Source organism: Psychrobacter sp., assembly GCF_041554015.1.
Taxonomy (GTDB): Bacteria; Pseudomonadota; Gammaproteobacteria; order Pseudomonadales; family Moraxellaceae; genus Psychrobacter.
The window spans coordinates 22,181-42,436 of sequence record NZ_JBFFMS010000024.1 but is presented as its reverse complement, the minus strand read 5'-3'; the positions used below and the strand labels follow the sequence as shown (position 1 = coordinate 42,436).

Genomic DNA, 20,256 nt, shown 5'->3' with positions numbered 1-20,256 from the left:
ATCCTAAAACGCGCAAAAGGCTACTACGGTGCCCGTTCACGTGTTTACCGCGTAGCGGTACAAGCAGTGACCAAAGCTGGTCAATATGCTTATCGTGACCGTCGCAACAAAAAACGTACTTTCCGTCGTCTTTGGATTGCACGTATCAATGCTGGTGCACGCTTAAACGGCTTAAGCTATAGCCGCTTTATCAATGGCATGAAAAAAGCTAACATTGCAATCGATCGTCGCGTACTTGCTGACATCGCTATGCATGATGCAGCGACTTTCACAGCATTGGTTGAAAAAGCGAAAGCAGCACTAGCATAAATATTAACCGTCCTTTGCGGTTACTGCTTGTTAAGTGCTTATTTCTAAGTAATTATTTCTAAGCGGTTATCTCAATGGATTGGGATAATATTAATTAATAGTACAATATTAATAAAAGCTACCGCTGGTCGGTGGCTTTTTTTATATTACCTTATTTTATGAACCGTGTTATCACCGTTAAAATGCAACCAGTTTTTGTCGCTGTTGCGCTGCTCATTGTCTAAATATTCAAGCCATTCATATCACACGCCTTTAGTTTAAAATGAATGGGTAAATGGTTTGCAATATTTGGTCAAAACTCTACAATTACGAATTACTATCATCAATAGTCCGTTTAAATCAGGAAGAATGCGTCTTATGACTACCCCTGCTGCTACCACCGATTTGTCGGCGCTACCGACCTTGTCCACAGAGCTAAGCGAGCTTAATGAAGCCAAGCTTAATGAGTTTGCCAGTGCCGCTGAAGCCTTAATCCTCCAAGTCAATGATGTGCGCTTATTGCAAGATTTGCGTGTGCAATTGACGGGTAAAAAGAGTCCCTTAACTGGCTGGTCAAAGCAGATGGGCAAGCTGAGCAGCGACGATAAAAAAAACTACGGCGGCTGGTTACATCAGGTGCGTAGCCGTATTCAGGATACGTTGACCGCACAGCAGCAGCAGCTAGAAGTGGCGGCATTAAACGCTAAGCTTGCAAGTGAGAGTATTGATATCACCTTGCCTGCTCGCGGTGGTCAAAAAGGTCATCTGCATCCTGTGACCATGATTACCCAGCGTATGCAGCAGTATTTTATCCAAGCGGGTTTTAATGTCGCAACCGGTCCTGAAGTTGAGAGCGATTACTATAACTTTGAAGCGCTCAATATCCCGTCACACCATCCTGCGCGCGCGATGCATGATACCTTCTATTTTGATGCGCACTATTTATTGCGTACCCATACCAGCCCAGTGCAAATTCGCACGATGGAAAAGAACGAACCACCGATTCGTATCATTTGCCCAGGCCGCGTCTATCGTAATGACTCAGACCAAACCCACTCGCCGATGTTTCATCAGTTAGAAGGTTTGATGGTTACTGAGTCGAGCACCTTTGCTGAGCTAAAAGGCTTGATTAGTGAGTTTTTAGAAGCGTTCTTTGCCAAAGAATTGACCGTTCGTTTCCGTCCATCATTTTTCCCATTCACTGAGCCATCAGCTGAAGTTGATATCTTAGATGACAATGGTAAATGGCTTGAGGTCATGGGCTGCGGTATGGTACATCCACAAGTGCTGACCAACTGCGGCATTGATAGCGATAAATATACCGGCTTTGCTTTTGGTATGGGTATTGAGCGTTTTGCAATGCTGTACTACGGTATCGATGATCTGCGCCTGTTTTTCCAAAACGACGTACGCTTCTTAAAGCAGTTTGGCTAGAGCGCTCTTTATTTATATAAAAAGTGCTCCTTGTTAATATGACAGGTTAATGCGCCAACCTTTACTTCAAAATATTTATTATAAAATTCTGATCCGAGATACTTATGAAAATTAGCGAACAGTGGCTACGTCAATGGGTAAACCCCAATAATAGCAGTGAGCAATTGGCTGAACAGCTTACCATGGCAGGGCTTGAGATTGATGATCGCTTTGCGGTCGCTCGTGACTTTAGTGGTGTGGTTGTGGGTGAAGTGATTAGCGTCGAGCAGCATCCAGATGCTGATAAACTGCGCGTTACGCAAGTCAATATTGGAGCAGCTGAGCCGCTACAAATCGTTTGCGGTGCGCCTAATGTGACGGTTGGTATGAAAGCGCCGGTTGCTACCGTTGGTGCCGTTTTACCTTCTGATAATGGTGCAGGTTTTGAGATTAAAAACGGCAACCTACGTGGTATCGACTCTAACGGTATGCTTTGCGGCGCGTCAGAGATTGATTTGACCGATAATATCGATGGTCTGCTTGAATTGCCAGCTGATGCACCGATTGGCATGGATATCCGTGAATATTTAGGTTTAGACAATCAGATATTAGATATCTCTATCACCCCAAACCGTGGTGATTGCTTCAGCGTACGTGGTATTGCGCGTGAGATTTCAGTTATAAACGATTTACCGATGCAGCAGCCAGAGATTCCTGCCAATGTAGCAGCTACTGATAACAGCGCAACGCCAGCGGTAACAGTAAGTGCAGTTGAGGCTTGCCCACGCTATCTCTTACAGTCAATCAGCAATATTGATCGTAGCATCGACACCCCAAAATGGATGCAAGATGGACTAGTGCAGTCGGGACTACACTCACATAACTTTTTGGTTGATGTGACCAACTACGTGTTGATGGAACTCGGTCAGCCATTACATGCGTTTGATGCTGATACCATTGTTGGTGATATCGTTGTGCGTTTGGCACAGCCTGAAGAAACCATTACCTTATTAAATGAGCAAACCATTACCTTAACCGGTGATGAATTGGTGATTGCTGATGACAAAGGCGCCCTTGCACTAGCGGGTATTATGGGCGGTCAGCGTAGTAGTGTGACTGATAGCACAACCAATATCGTTTTAGAGAGTGCCTTCTTTAGCCAATTAGCTATTGCCGCGCGCGCACGCCGTTTTGGTCTGCATACTGATGCCTCACAGCGCTTTGAGCGTGGTGTTGATTTTGAATTGCCAGCGCTTGCGTTAGCGCGTGCTGTTGATTTGATTACGAGCATTACAGGTAGTAAAGCAGGACAAATCGTAAAAGTGGAAAATAGCGAGCATCTACCGGCACGTGCGCCTATTATGTTGCCAATCACTAAAGTTCGTGATGTTATCGGTATTGAAATTGCGCCAGCGGTAATGGTACGTATCTTGACTCAGTTAGGCTTTGAGGTAGAGCAGCAAGCGGATAGCCTGATTTGTACGCCACCATCGTATCGCTTTGACATGAGTATTAAAGAAGATCTTATCGAAGAAGTTGCGCGTATCTACGGCTATGATAATATCCCAAGCGTTTTGCCGCATTTGCAAGTCAGCATGGATTATGACGATACCGCAGACTTAACGCATGAGATGAAGCTGGCGCTGGTCGATAATGGTTATATGGAAGCGATTAGCTTTAGCTTTTGTGATGCCAAATTAGAAGCCTTGCTCGATGATAAAGCGCTAGGAGAAGTATTGGCATTGGCCAATCCTATCTCTAGTGATTTGGCGGTGATGCGCCGGACATTATTGTCAAGCTTATTGCCTTGCGTGCAATATAACCTCAATCGTCAGCAGCCACGTGTGCGTTTCTTTGAAACCGGTCTTAGCTTTGTCGGTCAAAGTATTAGCGAATTGGTACAAACGCCAAGCATCGCGTTGGTCGCAGTCGGTGATGTTTGGGATGAGCAAGCGTATCAAAATCGTGCGCTAGACTTTTACGATCTTAAGCATGATGTAGAGCAGCTACTACCCGCGCAAGTAGACAGCGCCCGTATCCGCTATGAGCGCAGTGAGCTTGCTTTCTTGCATCCGGGTCAAAGTGCTAAGCTATATATCGATGATCAGTATGTTGGTTGGTTGGGTCAGTTGCACCCTAACACTGCCAAGCAGTTAGACTTGCCCGCTACGTGGGTTGCTCAATTGTCACTGGCCCCATTATTGACACTTGCCCGCGCGCAGCATACCATCACCACCCCAAGCAAATTTCCTCAGGTACGCCGTGATATTGCCATCTTAGTAGACAGTGAGATCAGCTTACAGATATTAGAGTCGACGATACGCGCAGCAGCAGGTGAGCTATTGTCTGATCTGTGGCTGTTTGATGTGTATCAAGGCGACAAAGTGCCAGCTGATCAACGCTCATTGGCTTTTGCGCTGATATGGCAAGATAAGGCACAAACCTTATCTGATGAAGCGATTAAAACCGCAACTGATAAGGTAGTACAAGCGCTAGCCAAGCAACATGCTGCAAAGCTGCGTGATAGCTAACCTATAATCTTTATCATAGACGTATTCTATAGCCTCGCTTTTAACGAGGCTATAGGGCATTGCTATTTGTAAGAATTATGATTTTGTAGAAAATTTTTATTTATAAAAATAGTTAAGTGGTTATTAGTAAAGGATTTTATTGCAGACTTTATTAAAAAAAGGCTCAAAAACCTTTATAATAGCTAACATTAATTCTCATAACGCTAAACCATGATATTCGACATCACGACATAGCATAGGAGTCGTACTGTGAGCACCTTAACCAAATCTGACATGATTGAGCATTTGATGAGTCACCTTAACCTAACACGCCAAGAAGGTCGCTGTTTGGTGGAGAACTTCTTTGATGAGCTGTCAGAGAGTTTAATCGAGGGCAAAGAGGTCAAGCTTTCAGGCTTTGGCAACTTTGAGCTTAAAGATAAAAATAGCCGTCCAGGTCGTAACCCTAAAACAGGTGAGCCTGTTGCGGTTTCGGCACGCCGCGTGGTCACATTCAAAACGGGACAAAAATTCCGTCAACAAGTTGATGAGCGTCTGTTTGATTAATAGATAGCAGTAATAGGCAGTCGTTTAATATGATGGTTATCACAGTTGGGTTTTAAAGCGACTGTGATAACCATCATTTTTTATGCGCCATTGTTTTAAAAGCCTAAAACCTAAATTGCAGGCATAAAAAAAGAGAGCATAGGCTCTCTTTTTTTTGGAACAGTACTTTTATTTATAAAAATAAAAATTACTGAGCTGGCTCTTCAACCACAACTTCGTCAGCTGCGTCTACAGCTGGAGTTTCGCTAGCTACGTCAACGCTAGTAGTAGTACCATCTACAGGTACTTCAGCATCAACTTCGTCAGTAGCAGTAGCAACTTGTGCATCAGCGATATCAGCTTCAGCACCGGCAACAGCAGCTTCTGCTTCAGCAGGAACAGCTTCGCCTTCAGCAGCAGCTTCGTTTAGCTCTTCAGAAGCATCTTGCACTTCTTCTTGTGCGTCAGATAAATCTTCAGCAGCGTTTTCTTTGTTGCTATCACAGGCAGTTAAGCCCATAGTTGCAGTCATGATACCAGCTAGAGCAAGTAATTTTAAGTTCATAAGGTTTTCTCCGGGATAATTAAATGAGCAGTAGCAGCAAAAAAGGTTGAACATCCGAGATGTCTCAGATATCCAACTAGTCTTAGTTACAGCTACTCAGCTTTCACGCATTCTATATGATTTCTTTCTGCATAGAAAGAGGTTGTACAATTAAGTTACAATAAAATTGTAAACGAGGTTTTATTTTACTTATTTTACATAATTATGCCTACAAAAAGCCAAATTAATCAACGTATAATCAATGACATCTGGCGATTGCAGCCAAATTGCTAATGCCCAGATATTTTGTGTCTGTTTGCGCTATTTTTGACAAAAAAATAAAGCAGATAGCGGATGAATAAGTAATGCCGAATGATGGCCATGATAACAGGCTGTCAAGGCAAAAAAGCACTCATTATTTTAAAGTAATTTGTAGGCTATGGCAGCTAACATTAATAGAGCCTAACAACATATGACATCAAAGGATTGAGCTAACAACTATATAACTAACATCAATAATGATTAATATGAGTGGCGTCAGAGAGCGTATTTTTTGGGAGGAAGGTTATGAAATGGCAAGGCAGACGCGGCAGTACTAATGTACGTACCAGTAGTGGCGGCGGTAAACTGATGGGCGGTGGAATCGGTGGTATCATTATCGCTGGTATTCTATGGCTAGTGTTTGGGGTAAACCCGATGACTGCATTGCAGACAGGTCAAGAAGTCGCAGGCGGCGGTAATACGACAACTGAGCCAGCTACCAGCGACGATCGTGATACACAGTTTGTCAAAGTGGTCTTGGCAGATACAGAAGAGGTTTGGCATCAGATATTTAATGAGGCTGGCAGTACCTATAAAGAGCCGTCATTGATTTTGTTTAACGGGCAAGTCAGTTCTGCCTGTGGTAGTGCCAGCTCAGCAACTGGGCCATTTTATTGTCCAGGCGATCAAACGGTTTATTTAGATACGTCGTTTTTTGTAGAAATGCGTCAAAACCTTGGTATCTCTGGTGATATCCAAGACTCAGGCGGCAGCGAGAATCAAGACAAAGCGGGCGATTTTGCCCAAGCTTATGTTATCTCCCATGAAGTAGGTCACCATGTGCAGACATTGCTTGGTATTACACAGCAAGTCAGTGAGGCCAGCCGTCAAGTGACGCGTGCACAAGCAAATAAATTGTCTGTACTACAAGAGCTGCAAGCGGACTGCTTTGCGGGTGTTTGGGCACAGCGCAACCAAGAACGCGTACAGTTTTTAGAAGCCGGTGATATTGATGAAGCTATCAATGCTGCCAGTCAAATCGGTGATGACCGCTTGGCACGGGCAGGCGGCGGGGCAGTGGTACCTGATAACTTTACTCATGGTACCAGTCAACAACGTGTGCAATGGTTTACACGTGGTCTAGAGAGTGGCAATGTGCAAACGTGCGATACGTTTAGCGGTGCTTTATAACATGGCCTATCATATCGTTAGAGACAAAAAAGCCTGCAATCAATTGCAGGCTTTTTTACACTATATTTGATTAGACAATATCTTTATTTAAATGTTATCTGTCAGAATAGCTAATTGAAAATTATTATCTGCTGTTGTTCAAGATATATGCACCAGCGCCACCAATTGCAGCACCACCAATTGCGCCACGAGCGATATCTTTGCTGTCACCGCGACTTTTGATAAGTGCACCAGCAGCAGCGCCAGCAGCAGCACCTTTAGCGGTATTGCTTAAGCCAGTATTGTAGCCATTGGTCGCACAGCCGCCCATGATCAGCGCAGAACTAGTAAGAGCCGTCATTGCAATAGTTTTAGCAAGTTTCATAATATCACCTATTAAATCGTCAAGTTTAAAATACCAAGTATACAATCTATATATCAGTATATTCTTAGCCCTTATAGTAGCCCTAATATATAGATCTCGTCGTAGTAGAAACGCTAATCTTTGCAAGCGGGCTGTAAACTATGTTGCCTCACTGTGTCATTGGTAGTGTCTTTGCTTAGAATTATTGTATTTGTAGCGATAGTAAGCTAACTGTTTTTCACGACAATTATTTGTAATCACAGAGCAATCAGCACTAAAAACAAAAAGACTGCCCTTTAGGCAGTCTTTATGAGTAAAACGTCAAGTATTTATATAATTTTATTGTCGTAAAAGATTTAAGATCAATTTTGTGATTTACGCTTCATTTGCTCAAAGAATTCATCATTGGTTTTGGCTTCTTTTAGACGATCTAGCAAGAACTCAGTTGCTTGGACTCCATCCATCGGCTGAAGCAGTTTACGTAAAATCCAAACTTTACGCAGTTTATCTTCATCAAGCAGACGCTCTTCGCGGCGTGTGCCCGATTTTTTGATATTAATGGCTGGGAAGACACGTTTTTCAGCCAAGTCGCGCTCAAGGGTAATCTCTTGGTTACCTGTTCCTTTGAATTCTTCAAAGATAACGCTGTCCATTTTACTACCCGTATCAATCAAAGCACTGGCGATAATGGTCAGGCTGCCGCCTTCTTCGATATTACGAGCAGCACCAAAGAAGCGTTTTGGACGCTCTAATGCATTGGCATCCAAACCACCGGTTAACACTTTACCTGATGACGGAATCACGGTGTTATAGGCGCGGGCAAGGCGGGTAATAGAGTCAAGCAAAATGACCACATCTTGTTTATGCTCAACCAAGCGTTTGGCTTTTTCAATAACCATCTCTGCAACCTGTACGTGGCGCTGAGGCGGCTCATCAAAGGTTGAGGCAACCACTTCACCGCGTACCGTACGTTCCATCTCGGTAACTTCTTCTGGGCGCTCATCAATCAATAGGACGATAAGATAGCATTCAGGATTATTACGGGTAATCGATTGGGCTATTGATTGTAGTAGCATTGTTTTACCCGCTTTTGGCGGTGCCACAATGATAGAACGCTGTCCTTTACCAATTGGTGCAATCAGGTCAATAATACGACCGGTTAAGTCTTCAGTCGTACCATTGCCAAGCTCAAGCTTCAATTGCTCAGTTGGGAATAGGGGCGTTAAGTTTTCAAAAATCAGCTTGTGACGTGAGCGATCTGGCGTATCAAAGTTGATTTCACCGACTTTTAATAGCGCAAAATAACGCTCAGAATCTTTTGGTGGGCGAATAGTACCAGCAATACTGTCACCAGTCTTTAGGCTAAAGCGGCGAATCTGACTTGGGCTGACATAGATATCATCAGGACCGGCTAAATATGAGCCTTCTGATGAGCGTAAAAAGCCAAAACCATCAGGGAGCACTTCAAGTACCCCATCACCATAGATGGCTTCGCCGTTACGGGCATGGGTTTTTAAAATAGCAAAGATAATGTCTTGTTTACGGCTACGTGCCATATTATCAAGACCCATCTCTTTGGCGATGGCCAGTAGCTCAGCGATTGATTTTTTCTTTAATTCAGTAAGATTCATAGATAGGTCGTTAGCAGTTGATAAGATGAGAGATGCCATTATTCACAGATCACGACAGTGATTCAAATAATGGTATTAGGGTGCTAGGGGGTGTATACGCTGTATTAAGATTTATGTAGTTTTGGTTTTATGTGTCGATTTATGAGCTTGTCGCACGAGAGGCAGACAAGTTATAAAAAGTGAAGATAAAGACGTCTACATAAGAGTCTGCGTCAAACACTCAATATCAGTCATTGTGTTTAGTCATTCGGTCAGTAGTGGTATTTAATAATGACGATGGTGTTTTTGTTGATAAACACGAGGAGAATAGCGACGAGATATTTAGGAAAACCATTCATGTTCTCTTATCAGCAGACTATACGGGCTTAAAGATAGTATTGTCAATAATTTTTGCCAAAAAAGTCAGGTAATCCAGCTTTTTGCTCATAAAATCAACAAAAAAGCCATTATCTGTATCAGACAATGGCTTTAGCATTTACGATATTTTGATGGGGCTGCTAAACATCAACAACGCCAATAAGCACTAATTTACAAATGCTTATCTAGTACTTTTGCCAATTCAGCTTTTGGCTGTAGACCCATGACTGAATCCACTTTTTCACCACCTTTAAATACAAATAGCGTAGGAATGTTACGGATACCAAAACGGCTGGCAGCTTGTGGGTTGTTATCCACATCAACTTTGACGATTTTAACTTTACCTTGGTACTCAGTGGCTAGATCTTCTAAAATAGGCGCAATGGCTTTACAAGGACCACACCAAGTTGCCCAAAAATCTACCAATACTGGCATATCTGATTGTAATACGTCTTGGTCAAAGTTTGCGTCGGTAGTATTAACGATAAGGTCTGACATAATGTTATCTCTCTTGTTTTATTGTTCTATCGACATCCATCAACTGATATCTTTTTTGCATAATAGAATGATGAATGACCAAAGAAGCGTCTAGAAGTGGTTAAAATGTGCCATTATATTAACATGTTTGCTCAGGGTTAACAGATGCCAGCTGGTTAAATTGTTTAACAATTACGATTAACACAATAAATCGACACATAACGTCACAGGTAGATTTTTATCTGTCACTTGATAATAATGTCTATGTTTTTGTTCAAAAAATAGAGGTTTTGAGCTATCGATATATGACATATGCTGAATTTCTGACCAAAATAAACCATTTATTACTTTATATCTACATTCTATTATCTACCCCTTTATAGAGCTTTCATATAACAGCTCATCAACCATTCAAGCCCATTTATATAAGTGCCCATTTTTATGCCTTTTACTGCTGAAGAAGTCAATGCCCTCAACGCTCAAGAAAACGCCCATCCGCTTGAGTTTTTCCAAGCATTTGCGCAACAGATTACCGTCTATGAAGACGATGATATTTGGGTGGTTGATAAGCCTGTAGGTCTCTTGAGCGTCGATGGCAAAACACTCAAGGTAAGTTTGTTGGCACGACTTGAGCGTGTCAATCCGGCGGTCAAGCTTATTCATCGTCTGGATATGGATACCTCAGGACTGCTTATTTTTGCCAAGAATGCCGCTGCGCAAACCCATATTAGTAAGCAATTCATTGAACGTTTGCCACAGAAAAAGTATCAGGCTCGCGTCTTTGGCAAGTGGGAGCGTGTTGGCGCAACGGGTGAGATATCCGTACCAGTGCGCTATGAGCCAGAGACGAAACCACGCCATATCGTCGATCCTAATTGGGCAAAACATGCCTTAACGTTGTATGAAGTCATCAGTCATGAGCAATGTAACGGTCAGACTGTCACGCGCGTAATGCTAAAGCCTGTCACGGGTCGTAGTCATCAGCTGCGTGTGCATATGGTGCATGTTGGTCATGTGATGATTGGCGATCCTATTTATGCCGAAGGTGCAGCATTAGATATTGCGCCAAGGCTAAATCTGCATGCCCAGCAACTGCGTCTCAAGCATCCGACGCTGGGTGCTTGGATGGACTGGGAAAGCCCAACGCCCTTTTAAGCGTGTTTAGAGTCTGGTAGCTGGTTTTACATGAGTAAAAAATAAAATATATTATGCTTAAAGGTTATTGGCAGATAATGCTAGCTGCGCCAAGGACAAACTGCCAAAACAAGGTAACTGCTATCCTTGGCGGGTGAATGATAACTATGTCACTCGCATTATGCGCAAGCATCGTAAAATTAAAAATGCATGGTTGCCGTCTAGCCGCTAAAGTTACTTAGCTTGAAAGTTACTTAGCTTGACTGATAAAATCGCTGACCTGTTTGCTGAGCATCTGCCACAAAGTTTCTTGCGCACTTTTGCTGCCCCAAGCATTATGCGGGCTAAATATAACGCGCGGATGATTAGCAAGGGTTAATAAAGGATCGTCTGTGACAATGGGCTCTTGCTCAAACACATCACTGGCATAACCGATAATTTGCTCATTATTAATGGCATCGGTCAGCGCGTGACTATCAACAACACCGCCGCGAGCGACGTTGACCAGTAGCGGTTTTTTGCTCATTTTTGCTAAAGTATCTGCATTAATCAGATGCTTGGTTTTCTCGTTTAATGGGCAATGTAGGCTTAATACATCAGACTGTGCCAGTACCTCATCAAACGCCGTATAGTCGTCATTACGCGGCGCACGCCCTTGCTGCTCTGCCCACAATACCGTCATCCCAAAAGCGCGCGCAATGTCGCTCACGCGTTTGCCGATGGTACCAACACCAATAACACCTAGGGTTTTATCTTCCAAATCTATCAGCGGAATATCAAGCAAGCAAAAATTACCGTTTGCTTGCCATGTGCCATCAGCGACTTTTTGATGATAATAAATACCGGCACGCATGGCGTTCAGCATGAGCATAAAGGTATGTTCGGGCACGCTTTTGACCGCGTAACCTGCGACATTATAAAGTGCAACATCGTGCTTGATACAGGCATCTTGGTCGACGTTATTCATACCAGTGGCGGTCAATTGTATCAGCTTGAGCTTGGGCAACTTACTGATCACGTTAGCGCTGATCTGCACTTTATTGGTGATAATAATATCGGCGTCTTTACAGCGCTCAATAATGACAGCATCATCCTTTGGGGTGTCATTATAAGTGAGGTAGTCACTGATGCCGTTTGGGGCTGGCAAGTCGACGCCCTCAGAAAAGGTACCTTTATCTAAAAAAACCGCGCGCATGATGATTCCTTATCTCATTGTTATCGTAAATAGTCTGTAGCTGCTACTGGCTTAATGTAGCATGTTGCTGACTTTAGTCAAAAAGTACGTCAAAAAATCCACTAAAAAAGCGTACTGCAAAAAACCCCTACTTCAATTGAAATAGAGGTTTTTTGCAGTAGTAATAGTAACTTTAGCGTTTATCTAGCTATATGTGCTTATAAAGAAAAACGTTTACGCAATTTGCCAATCAGACTGCGTACGCGGCTGCTTAAATCAATACGTACATCGTTTTCAGGGTCATGCTCAACTTCATAACGTTTAACCAATTCAGGGCTGGCTTTGAGTTTTGTATGATGCTGGAATGCACGGTTGACGCTAATCTCAAGTAGGCTTGCGCGCATTGGTTTTGGTAAGCAGCGATAAACCTGACCTTTATTAATCAAGTCAATTAATAAGCCTGCATCTTGAAACTCAGTTTGTACCAAAACCACTAAATGCGGCGCATCTTGTTTTAAGGTAAAGATGATCGGTGCGATATTCTCGCCACTAACGTTGATGTCGGTAATACAGACACCGATATCTTCGTTCGCCAAATAATCGTAAGCTTCTTCTAAGGCTTTAGCATGCAGCACTTTATAGTTGTTAGAGAATTGCTTACGTATTTGCTCAATCAACTCATTGGTTTCATCAATGACCAATAGCGTTTGCTTGTTGCCCGAGCTGTCAAATTGCTCAGCGTCTTCGTCTGGGTTATAGGTCAAAGCGATTTCGGTAGCGCGACCGACGACGGCGAGTAGCTCCTCAGATTTACAAGGTTTGGTCAAATAACGATAAATTTCCCCATCGTTGATAGAACCAATAATCGCGTTTAAATCAGCATAGCCGGTCAATAAAATCCGCATGGTAGACGGCGATACTTCTTTGACTTCGCGCAAGATGTCGACACCAACGCGCTCAGGCATACGCTGGTCACTGACCGCCACATGTACGTGGTTGTTTTTGATATAGTCAATATACTCCGTTGGGTCAGTGGTGATAAAAACGTCATGCGTTTTACGAAACAGCAGTTTCATCGAGCGTAAAATGCGTTGCTCATCGTCAATAAACGCCAATTTTGGTTTGGCTTCAGAGCCAAAATCGGTACTAGGGGTTTGCATTTCCAATTCATTCATGATGGTATCCTTATGATGAATAATCGCTTTATATAATCATTAAAATAGCAATTGAGCTAACAACAAAACTAACAACAGAACCTAGCGCTTACGCCGCTAGGCTTTGTTCGGTTAAATCATTATCAATTGGTAGCGTCAAGGTAAAGGTTGTGCCAACGCCTTCGGTTGAGACCGCTTTAATGTCGCCATTATGCTGCTCCATAATCTGTTGACTGATGGCCATACCAAGCCCAGTCCCTTCGCCTGCGCCCTTAGTGGTAAAGAACGGCTCAAAGATTTGATTAAGAATCTCTGTGCTCATCCCTTTACCGTTGTCACTGACATCGATATAGACATTGCGGTCATCCGAGCGCGTGCGTACTTCGATTTTGCCATCCGGTTTTTCGCCCATGGCTTGCGCAGCGTTATTAAGCAAGTTCACGAGGACTTGGTTAATCTGTGACGGTGAGCATTTAATCTCAGGGGTCGGGGCAAAGTCTGTGACAATCTCTTGATGTCTGATAGAGTTACCAGCGATTTTAAGCGAGGCTTCGATACATTCGCGCACATCGATGGTTTTCACTTTTGATTCATCAAGACGGGCGAAGTTACGCAGATTTAGTACCATCTCGGTAATTTGCTCGACACCAAAAAGCGAGTCTTTAATCAGCTCTTTAAGCTCAGCGGACAAATCATCTTCTTGGATTTCATCCGACGCACGGACGATATCTGCCAATAGCTTGTCAATTTTGCCGTCAGTCGCCGTAGAGTCAGACTTGATACCTTTTAAGCCCTGTACCAGCTCAATCAGCTCTTCGTATTGCTCAGTCAATTGTCCGATAATCTCAAGGTTGTTTTGTACATAAGATAATGGCGTATTTACTTCATGGGCAACACCCGCCACCATTTGACCTAACGTCGCCATTTTTTCTGAACGAATCAATTGTAGCTGTGAGTTTTTCAGCTCTTTTAGCGTATCTTGCAGCTCAGCGGTACGTTCTTCGACTTTAATCTCTAGCTGCTGATTGATATTGGCAAGTTTACCTTCGTTAGATTGGATTCGATCTAATAGGTCATTAATAGAGCCGTTTACCAGACCAATCTCGTTACGACCTGTCTTAAATTTCACTGAGCTGAGCTTGTTATATTGCTTATTATTAATGATGTTTTCTGCCAGAGAAATTTTATCAGTGGTTTCTTTTAGCGGTTTAAAGGCCAAGAAAGTCAGCATAAAGTAAATAATACCAGCGGTGATAAGTAGCGCTAATGCAATCCAGTTAATCAAGTTTTCACTGAGATTGTCGGCGATGGCGTTAATTTCAGCATCAGGCTGGACGACAATCAGCTTCCAGTAGGTCTCAGGAATCTCAAACACATACGCTTGACTGCCGTTATAGTAGCTGTCCTTAGTCAGCTCAAAGCTTTGTAATAAGCGGCTGTCCATGGCATTTTGCTTGTTTTCACCGTTATTTAAGTAAGCGGCGTAGTTCACCAAATAATAACCCTTTGCCGTCCCAGTTTCGGCTTTATCAAGCGTGGTCAGTACTTGCTGAACTTGCGGAGATACGCTGGCTGCAACTTGCTCAATAGTCTCATTACGCTGAGTCTCTAAGAAGTTTAATACCGGATTCCAAGCAGGGTCAGCGTTGATGACTTGCTTGATATCAAGCGGTGTACCGGTTTTTTCATCAATATAGCGTAAACGTTCAGGGTTAGAGGAGGCGATAACCTTGTCACTATTATCGAGCAATAAAATATAACCTGAACCTGAGCTGTCACTTAGCTTAACGATGTTTTCTTGTAGCTGGTTTAAGGTGAAGTTAACGGTACTGGCACCCCAGAACTGATTGTCACGCTCGATAGCAACACCGCAGCTCATGGCAAGCTCACCTTTGGTCTGGCTTGCGCGAACATGGTTCCAAATACAGCTATCAGGTTTGAGCAGCTTTAAAACGCTAAACCAGTCTTCTTGATAGTAAGGATTGGCAGGGTTTGGGTCACTAAGGACTGCTTGATAATTACCGTTTTGACGCACCATCAAAAACGGATGGGTGGCGGTATTGGCACCAAGTGCGCCTTTTTCTGGCCAAATGCCGCCACTACCTAATAAGTTATAATCACGCTTATCAAAGGCATTGGCGGTACTGGCTTGCAAAATCGCTTCTTGTGGTGGCAGCGTTTGCGCGCTTTGTTGCAGTAGTAGGGCGCTACGCATAACGCGGTTGATATCGGCTGAAATGCTATTAACCGCCGTGTTACCACGTTCAGCGACCAGCTTTGCTGACTCAAGGCGAATTTTATCATGACCTTCTTTATCAACGACGTAAACAACGACCGCTAGTACGACTGCAAAGGCAATGAACAAAATAGTGGTAACTTGGGTACTGACTTGGTTAAAAAAGCCAACTTTTTTGGAGGCACTCATGGTGGGATAGTCCTTGAAGAGTAGTGACCACGTAGAAGGGTGCCAATGCTGTATATTGTCGGCAATCAACTAAATGCTCATGCGTCGTTCTAATGAAAATAGTTTGTGAATAAGAATAAAAAAATCAACAGTATTAACCTTACCTATATAACTTAACCGACTTGATTATTAACGTTTTTATAACTTAAAGGACTATAAATAGGCATGATATGCTCATAAATCTTAAAAGATAATTCATCATAAATAATAGGCGATAAAAGGGTATAGGTAGGCGTATAGTTGAAAAATTCTGGTAAGAAAATAGAGATGTTTTATTGCATTTATTAACAATATAGAATCAATTTTATAATGACAATATATTTTCTTTACTTGCGAGTCGTTATCTTATTGGTTTATAAGCCCAACTTATGCTTGGGCTTAAGATAATCTTGCCAGAATCTGCTCTTGAAAAGTCAACTTAGCGCACTCATCTAGCTGCTAACGTTATATAATGGTCGGCTTTATCTTGCGACCTAGCTAATGAGTTGACGCTGCCGGTATGTCCGGTAACCTCTCAGACTATTAAGTAATGACTCGCGCTATGATTTACGCCAGCAAACCTCACTATGAGCTATCTATTTTTTCCTATTATCTGAGTACAAAAGACATCGCCCTATGACTATCTCTATCGCTTCATTGCACAATACTGAATTTGCCGTTGGTCAACGTTATTTATCTGATACGGAATCCGAGCTTGGCTTGGGTGTGGTCATCGATGTAGACGACCGATGTGTGCACATTCTATTTCCACAAAGTGAAGAGACCCGCGTGTATGCAAAAAACTCGGCGCCATTATCACGCGTGGTATTCAAAGTCGGTGATAGTATTTCGGATCAAGCCGGTAAGAGCTATACCGTAACGGCGGTCGAAGAAGTGATGGGCGTGCTCAAATACAGTGTCGATGAGCATGAAAAAGGCATTATGGAAACCCGTTTGGCGGCCAATATCACGCTTGCTAAGCCGCTTGAGCGTCTGCTTGCTGGTCGTATCGAGCGCGGCGATTGGTATGAGCTGCGCCAAGATATCTTGCGTATGCAGTCGGCGCTAGCGGGTCACCCGCTTAAAGGCTTGATGGGCGCGCGCGTCGACATCATTGAGCACCAGCTTTATATTGCCCATGAAGTTGGCAAGCGTATCGCGCCGCGTGTGTTGCTTGCTGATGAAGTCGGTTTGGGTAAAACCATTGAAGCGGGATTGATTATTCATCAGCAGCTATTGACTGGCAAAGCTGAGCGAGTATTAATCCTTGTGCCAGACAGCTTGCAATATCAGTGGATGATTGAGCTGCGCCGCCGCTTTAATCTAAACTTTGCCTTATTTGATTTGGTGCGTACGGCAGCGATCAAAGAACATGACCCTGAGCAAAACGTCTTTGCTACTGAGCAATGTATCATTGCTGGCATGGACTTACTCCTTGACCATCCTGATTTATACGACCAAGCGATGGAAGCTGGCTTTGATTTGTTGGTTGTCGATGAGGCGCATCACTTGCATTGGGATGAGGCGCAAGGCGGCAATGATAAATATGACTTGATTGCTGATTTCGCTGAAGAAACGCCGGGTGTGATGCTATTAACAGCAACACCTGAGCAGCTTGGGGCGCAAAGTCACTTTGCTCGTTTGCGTCTGTTAGATCCTGACCGTTTTGATGATTTGGATGAATTTATCGATGGTCAAGACGCCTTTGCCGAAACGGCTGCTGTTGCTGGTGTATTGATAGAAGATAAGCCATTGAGCGACGGTCAAATCGCCGCCTTAAGCAGTTTACTGACTGTTAGTATCGATGAGTTAGCAAACATTAATGAAGACGAAAAACTGCGCACCTATGCGCTTAATGAACTGCTTGATCGTCATGGTACGGGGCGTATTTTATTCCGTAATACCCGTGAAAGTGTCAAAGGTTTCTACGGTCGTAGCAGCCAGCCGTATCCATTGCCATTGCCTGAAGCGTGGGTCGATAGCTATCAAACCAAGGGTAAATTGCGCGAGCAGCTATGGGGCGAAGAAAATCAGCCAGATGGCGGCTGGTTAGAAGACGACCCGCGTGTGCCATGGTTGGTTGATATCTTAAAGGGTGAGCTTAAGCATAAAAAGGTATTGTTAATTGCTCGTAGTGGGGCGACGGTTGAAAGCTTAGAAGCGGTATTACGCTTACATGCCGGTATCAAGACTGCCATCTTTACCGAGCAAATGACTTTGCTTGAGCGTGACCAAGCAGCAGCGTTCTTTGCTGATTTAGAGGGCGCGCAGATATTACTCTGCTCAGAGATTGGCTCAGAGGGGCGTAACTTCCAGTTTGCAAGCCAGCTGATATTGTGGGACTTACCTGCCAATCCAGATACTTTGGAGCAGCGTATCGGTCGTCTAGATCGTATCGGGCAAACGCAGCAAATTATGCTGCATGTGCCTTATGTACAGGGTACCGCGCAAGAGCGACTATATCAGTGGTATCACGATGCGCTAAATATGTTTAATCAAATCTCTCCAACGGCGCAGAGCGTGCAAGAGCAGTATATCCAAGAGCTAAAGCCGATGCTTGAAGGGGCGGATACTGACGAGAACCGTGCGATATTACAAGATATTATAGAAGAAGCGAAACAGACGCGATTGGGCTTAGAGGCACAGTTGCAAGCGGGTCGTGATCGCCTATTAGAGTACAACTCATGCCGTCCGCGCGTTGCTGGGCGTATCGCTGATGCCATGCGTGATTTTGATGGTCATAATCTATTGCCGCAGTTTATTGAGCGCTTTTTTGCCTCAGCCAATATCGAGCATAGCATCCAGCGTGATGGCTCTTGGGTGATTGCCCCAATCGATAGTACTGAGATTAGCGATTATATCGACGGTCTACCACTTGGTGACGAAGATGGCATGACGTTGACATTCGAGCGTAAGCAGGCCCTGCAGCGTGAAGATATCGACTTTATCACTCACGAGCATCCATTGATGCGCGCAATTTATGAGCTGGCGAGTACCAGCACCTTTGGTAATACCACGGTTGCGATGCTAAAAAGTTCTGCTGTACCGCAAGGTATGGTGTTGCTTGAAGTGAATTTCCGCGTGGAAGCCATTGCGCCAAGGTTGCTCAATTTACCAGCGACACTGACCACCCAAAATATCCGTGTATTTATCAGTGAGCAAGGCAGTGATTTATCCGCACGTATCAGTGCTGAGATGATTATGCCGCACATTGAGCGTCTGGATAAAAACCGTGCTCGCCAAGTGATTAAGGTACGCGGTGATGTGATCGAGCAGCGTTATTATGAAGCGGAGGAGATCGCCCGTCAGCAGCTAGCAGAGATTGGTGAACAAGCAAGTAGCCGTTTTAGCCAGCAGTGGTCACGTGAAATCAAACGCTTAAAGCATCTACAAACGATCAATCCTAATGTACGCCCTGCCGAGATTGAGCGCTTGGAGCAGCTAAAAGCCCAAGGTGAGCAAGCACTAGGTAGCCTGTCATTAGTCCCAGATTCTATCCGTGTACTCGTGGCCGTGAAGCCATAAATGCAAGCAGGGATTGGAAAACGAGATGTCATAAAGCATCTCGTTTTTATTTACCGCCTTTAGCAGTGTTTTTCAAAAGTCGTTTGATTGCTTGTCATCATAATAATAGTCGTGACTGATTATAGGTGGTTGTTCATCTATAGATTTATCTTGTATATTACTGTTATTGATTTCGTATTACTTATAGTAAAACGTCACCTCGGCTTAAGCCATATCCTCTTGATATTTTTTGGCGCACCGCGTTATTGATAAAAATAAGGAAAATGATCGTCATGTCCGATTATTCGCAATTGATTGATGAGCTGCTGTCTACTGTAGCGCTTATTGAGGTTACCCCCGATGTCTTTGAGGGTAAGAGCCATGACTATGTTGGCAGTCGTATTTTTGGTGGACAAGTACTTGCCCAAGCTATTATGGCAGCGGCGCATACGCTCGATAAAGACAAGCCTTGTCATTCACTGCATGGCTATTTTTTGCGCGGTGGTGATATCACGCAGCCGGTGATTTATCAGGTACGGCGCTTGCGTGACGGTCGTAGTCTGTCTGCGCGTGAAGTAACAGCGATTCAGTATAAAGAGGTGCGCGGTAAAGCACCTATTGAGCAAGTAATATTTTCAATGATAGCTTCGTTTTCGCCGATGGAAGAGGGTTTAGAGTATCAAGAAGATATGCCCGCCTATCCGCCACCAGAGGATTTGCTGGCTGAGCAGGATTTAAAAGAAGAGTATGTTGGAAAAGTTCCAGACGCGCTCAAAGCCCGCTTTATGCGCCGTCGCCATGTCGAGATTAAACCCGTTAAACCGCGTGACCCGATTCATCCAGAGCCAATGAAACCGAAGCAGGCGAACTGGCTGCGTATCCGTGAATTGGGCAATCAGCCGGTTGCGATTCAACAAGCGCTGTTGGCATTTTCGTCCGATTTTTATCTGGTGGGCACAGGGCTGATGTCGCATGGTGTCAGCTTTATGACCAGCGGCTTGCAAGCGGCCAGTATCGATCACTCGATGCATTTTCACCGTGATTTTGATCTAAATGGTTGGATGCTATATGACATGTGGAGTGATACCACGTCCAATGCTAAAGGCTTAAACCATGGGCAGTTTTGGCAAGACGGTAAGCTGGTTGCTACGGTACAACAAGAAGGCTTAATGCGTCTGCGGGTGCCAAAGTCTTAATCTTTTCAGTTTTGTAATAAAAAAGCGACTCACATCAATAGTGAGTCGCTTTTTTTATGACATATGAAGTGCTTTTTTAAGCAGTTAATT

15 protein-coding genes are annotated in these 20,256 nt (G+C 43.8%); 8 read left to right on the top strand and 7 right to left on the bottom strand.

Annotated features, from left to right (window positions below; translation table 11 throughout):
• The 4 genes from rplT to ABYU67_RS07730 form a co-directional block, all read left to right on the top strand.
• A partial coding sequence (rplT, locus tag ABYU67_RS07745; protein WP_372844428.1) for a 50S ribosomal protein L20 occupies positions 1–309 on the top strand: 309 nt, incomplete at its 5' end.
• 357 nt (positions 310–666) lie between these two features.
• A complete protein-coding gene (gene pheS / locus ABYU67_RS07740; protein ID WP_372844427.1) occupies positions 667–1,722 on the top strand; it encodes a phenylalanine--tRNA ligase subunit alpha in 1,056 nt (351 codons plus the stop codon).
• 104 nt (positions 1,723–1,826) lie between these two features.
• Positions 1,827–4,232 carry a phenylalanine--tRNA ligase subunit beta gene (gene pheT, locus ABYU67_RS07735; protein WP_372844426.1) on the top strand — a complete coding sequence of 802 codons (2,406 nt, stop codon included), beginning with the start codon at positions 1,827–1,829 and terminating at the stop codon, positions 4,230–4,232.
• Positions 4,233–4,481: 249 nt separating this feature from the next.
• Positions 4,482–4,778 (top strand): integration host factor subunit alpha, encoded by a 297-nt coding sequence (locus ABYU67_RS07730; protein ID WP_372844425.1) that lies wholly within the window; start codon positions 4,482–4,484, stop codon positions 4,776–4,778.
• Between the two features lie 187 nt (positions 4,779–4,965).
• Here ABYU67_RS07730 and ABYU67_RS07725 read toward each other — a convergent pair whose 3' ends face one another.
• Positions 4,966–5,322, bottom strand: coding sequence for a hypothetical protein (locus tag ABYU67_RS07725; protein ID WP_372844424.1), 357 nt, complete (start codon positions 5,320–5,322; stop codon positions 4,966–4,968).
• Between the two features lie 546 nt (positions 5,323–5,868).
• Between ABYU67_RS07725 and ABYU67_RS07720 the strand changes: the two genes are divergently transcribed.
• Positions 5,869–6,753: a neutral zinc metallopeptidase gene (locus ABYU67_RS07720; RefSeq protein WP_372844423.1), complete on the top strand. Its 885-nt coding sequence runs from the start codon at positions 5,869–5,871 to the stop codon at positions 6,751–6,753.
• A gap of 124 nt (positions 6,754–6,877) precedes the next feature.
• Here the strand turns inward: ABYU67_RS07720 and ABYU67_RS07715 are convergent, their stop codons facing one another.
• The 3 genes from ABYU67_RS07715 to trxA all read right to left on the bottom strand — a co-directional run bounded on the left by ABYU67_RS07715 (position 6,878) and on the right by trxA (position 9,582).
• Positions 6,878–7,117: a hypothetical protein gene (locus ABYU67_RS07715; protein ID WP_372844422.1), complete on the bottom strand. Its 240-nt coding sequence runs from the start codon at positions 7,115–7,117 to the stop codon at positions 6,878–6,880.
• Positions 7,118–7,458: 341 nt separating this feature from the next.
• On the bottom strand, positions 7,459–8,727 hold the full coding sequence (gene rho / locus ABYU67_RS07710; protein ID WP_020444407.1) for a transcription termination factor Rho: 1,269 nt from the start codon (positions 8,725–8,727) through the stop codon (positions 7,459–7,461).
• A gap of 528 nt (positions 8,728–9,255) precedes the next feature.
• The gene (gene trxA, locus ABYU67_RS07705) at positions 9,256–9,582 is read right to left on the bottom strand and encodes a thioredoxin (RefSeq protein WP_372844421.1); all 327 of its coding nucleotides are present in this window, start codon (positions 9,580–9,582) and stop codon (positions 9,256–9,258) included.
• A 420-nt stretch (positions 9,583–10,002) separates the two neighbouring features.
• On the opposite strand from trxA, the gene ABYU67_RS07700 reads away from it, so the two are divergent.
• Complete coding sequence (locus ABYU67_RS07700) at positions 10,003–10,716, top strand: RluA family pseudouridine synthase (protein ID WP_372844420.1); 714 nt, start codon at positions 10,003–10,005, stop codon at positions 10,714–10,716.
• Between the two features lie 229 nt (positions 10,717–10,945).
• On the opposite strand, the gene ABYU67_RS07695 is transcribed toward ABYU67_RS07700, so the two are convergent.
• The 3 genes from ABYU67_RS07695 to ABYU67_RS07685 all read right to left on the bottom strand — a co-directional run bounded on the left by ABYU67_RS07695 (position 10,946) and on the right by ABYU67_RS07685 (position 15,448).
• A complete protein-coding gene (locus tag ABYU67_RS07695) occupies positions 10,946–11,890 on the bottom strand; it encodes a D-2-hydroxyacid dehydrogenase (protein ID WP_372844419.1) in 945 nt (314 codons plus the stop codon).
• Between the two features lie 197 nt (positions 11,891–12,087).
• Entirely contained in the window at positions 12,088–13,044 is a 957-nt protein-coding gene (locus ABYU67_RS07690) for a response regulator (protein ID WP_372844418.1), read from the bottom strand.
• A gap of 88 nt (positions 13,045–13,132) precedes the next feature.
• The gene (locus ABYU67_RS07685) at positions 13,133–15,448 is read right to left on the bottom strand and encodes an ATP-binding protein (RefSeq protein WP_372844417.1); all 2,316 of its coding nucleotides are present in this window, start codon (positions 15,446–15,448) and stop codon (positions 13,133–13,135) included.
• A gap of 654 nt (positions 15,449–16,102) precedes the next feature.
• Here ABYU67_RS07685 and rapA point away from each other — a divergent pair.
• Positions 16,103–18,991, top strand: a complete 2,889-nt coding sequence (rapA, locus tag ABYU67_RS07680) for an RNA polymerase-associated protein RapA (RefSeq protein WP_372844416.1) — start codon at positions 16,103–16,105, stop codon at positions 18,989–18,991.
• 272 nt (positions 18,992–19,263) lie between these two features.
• Positions 19,264–20,166, top strand: coding sequence for an acyl-CoA thioesterase (locus ABYU67_RS07675; RefSeq protein ID WP_372844415.1), 903 nt, complete (start codon positions 19,264–19,266; stop codon positions 20,164–20,166).
• Positions 20,167–20,256 lie beyond the last annotated feature (90 nt).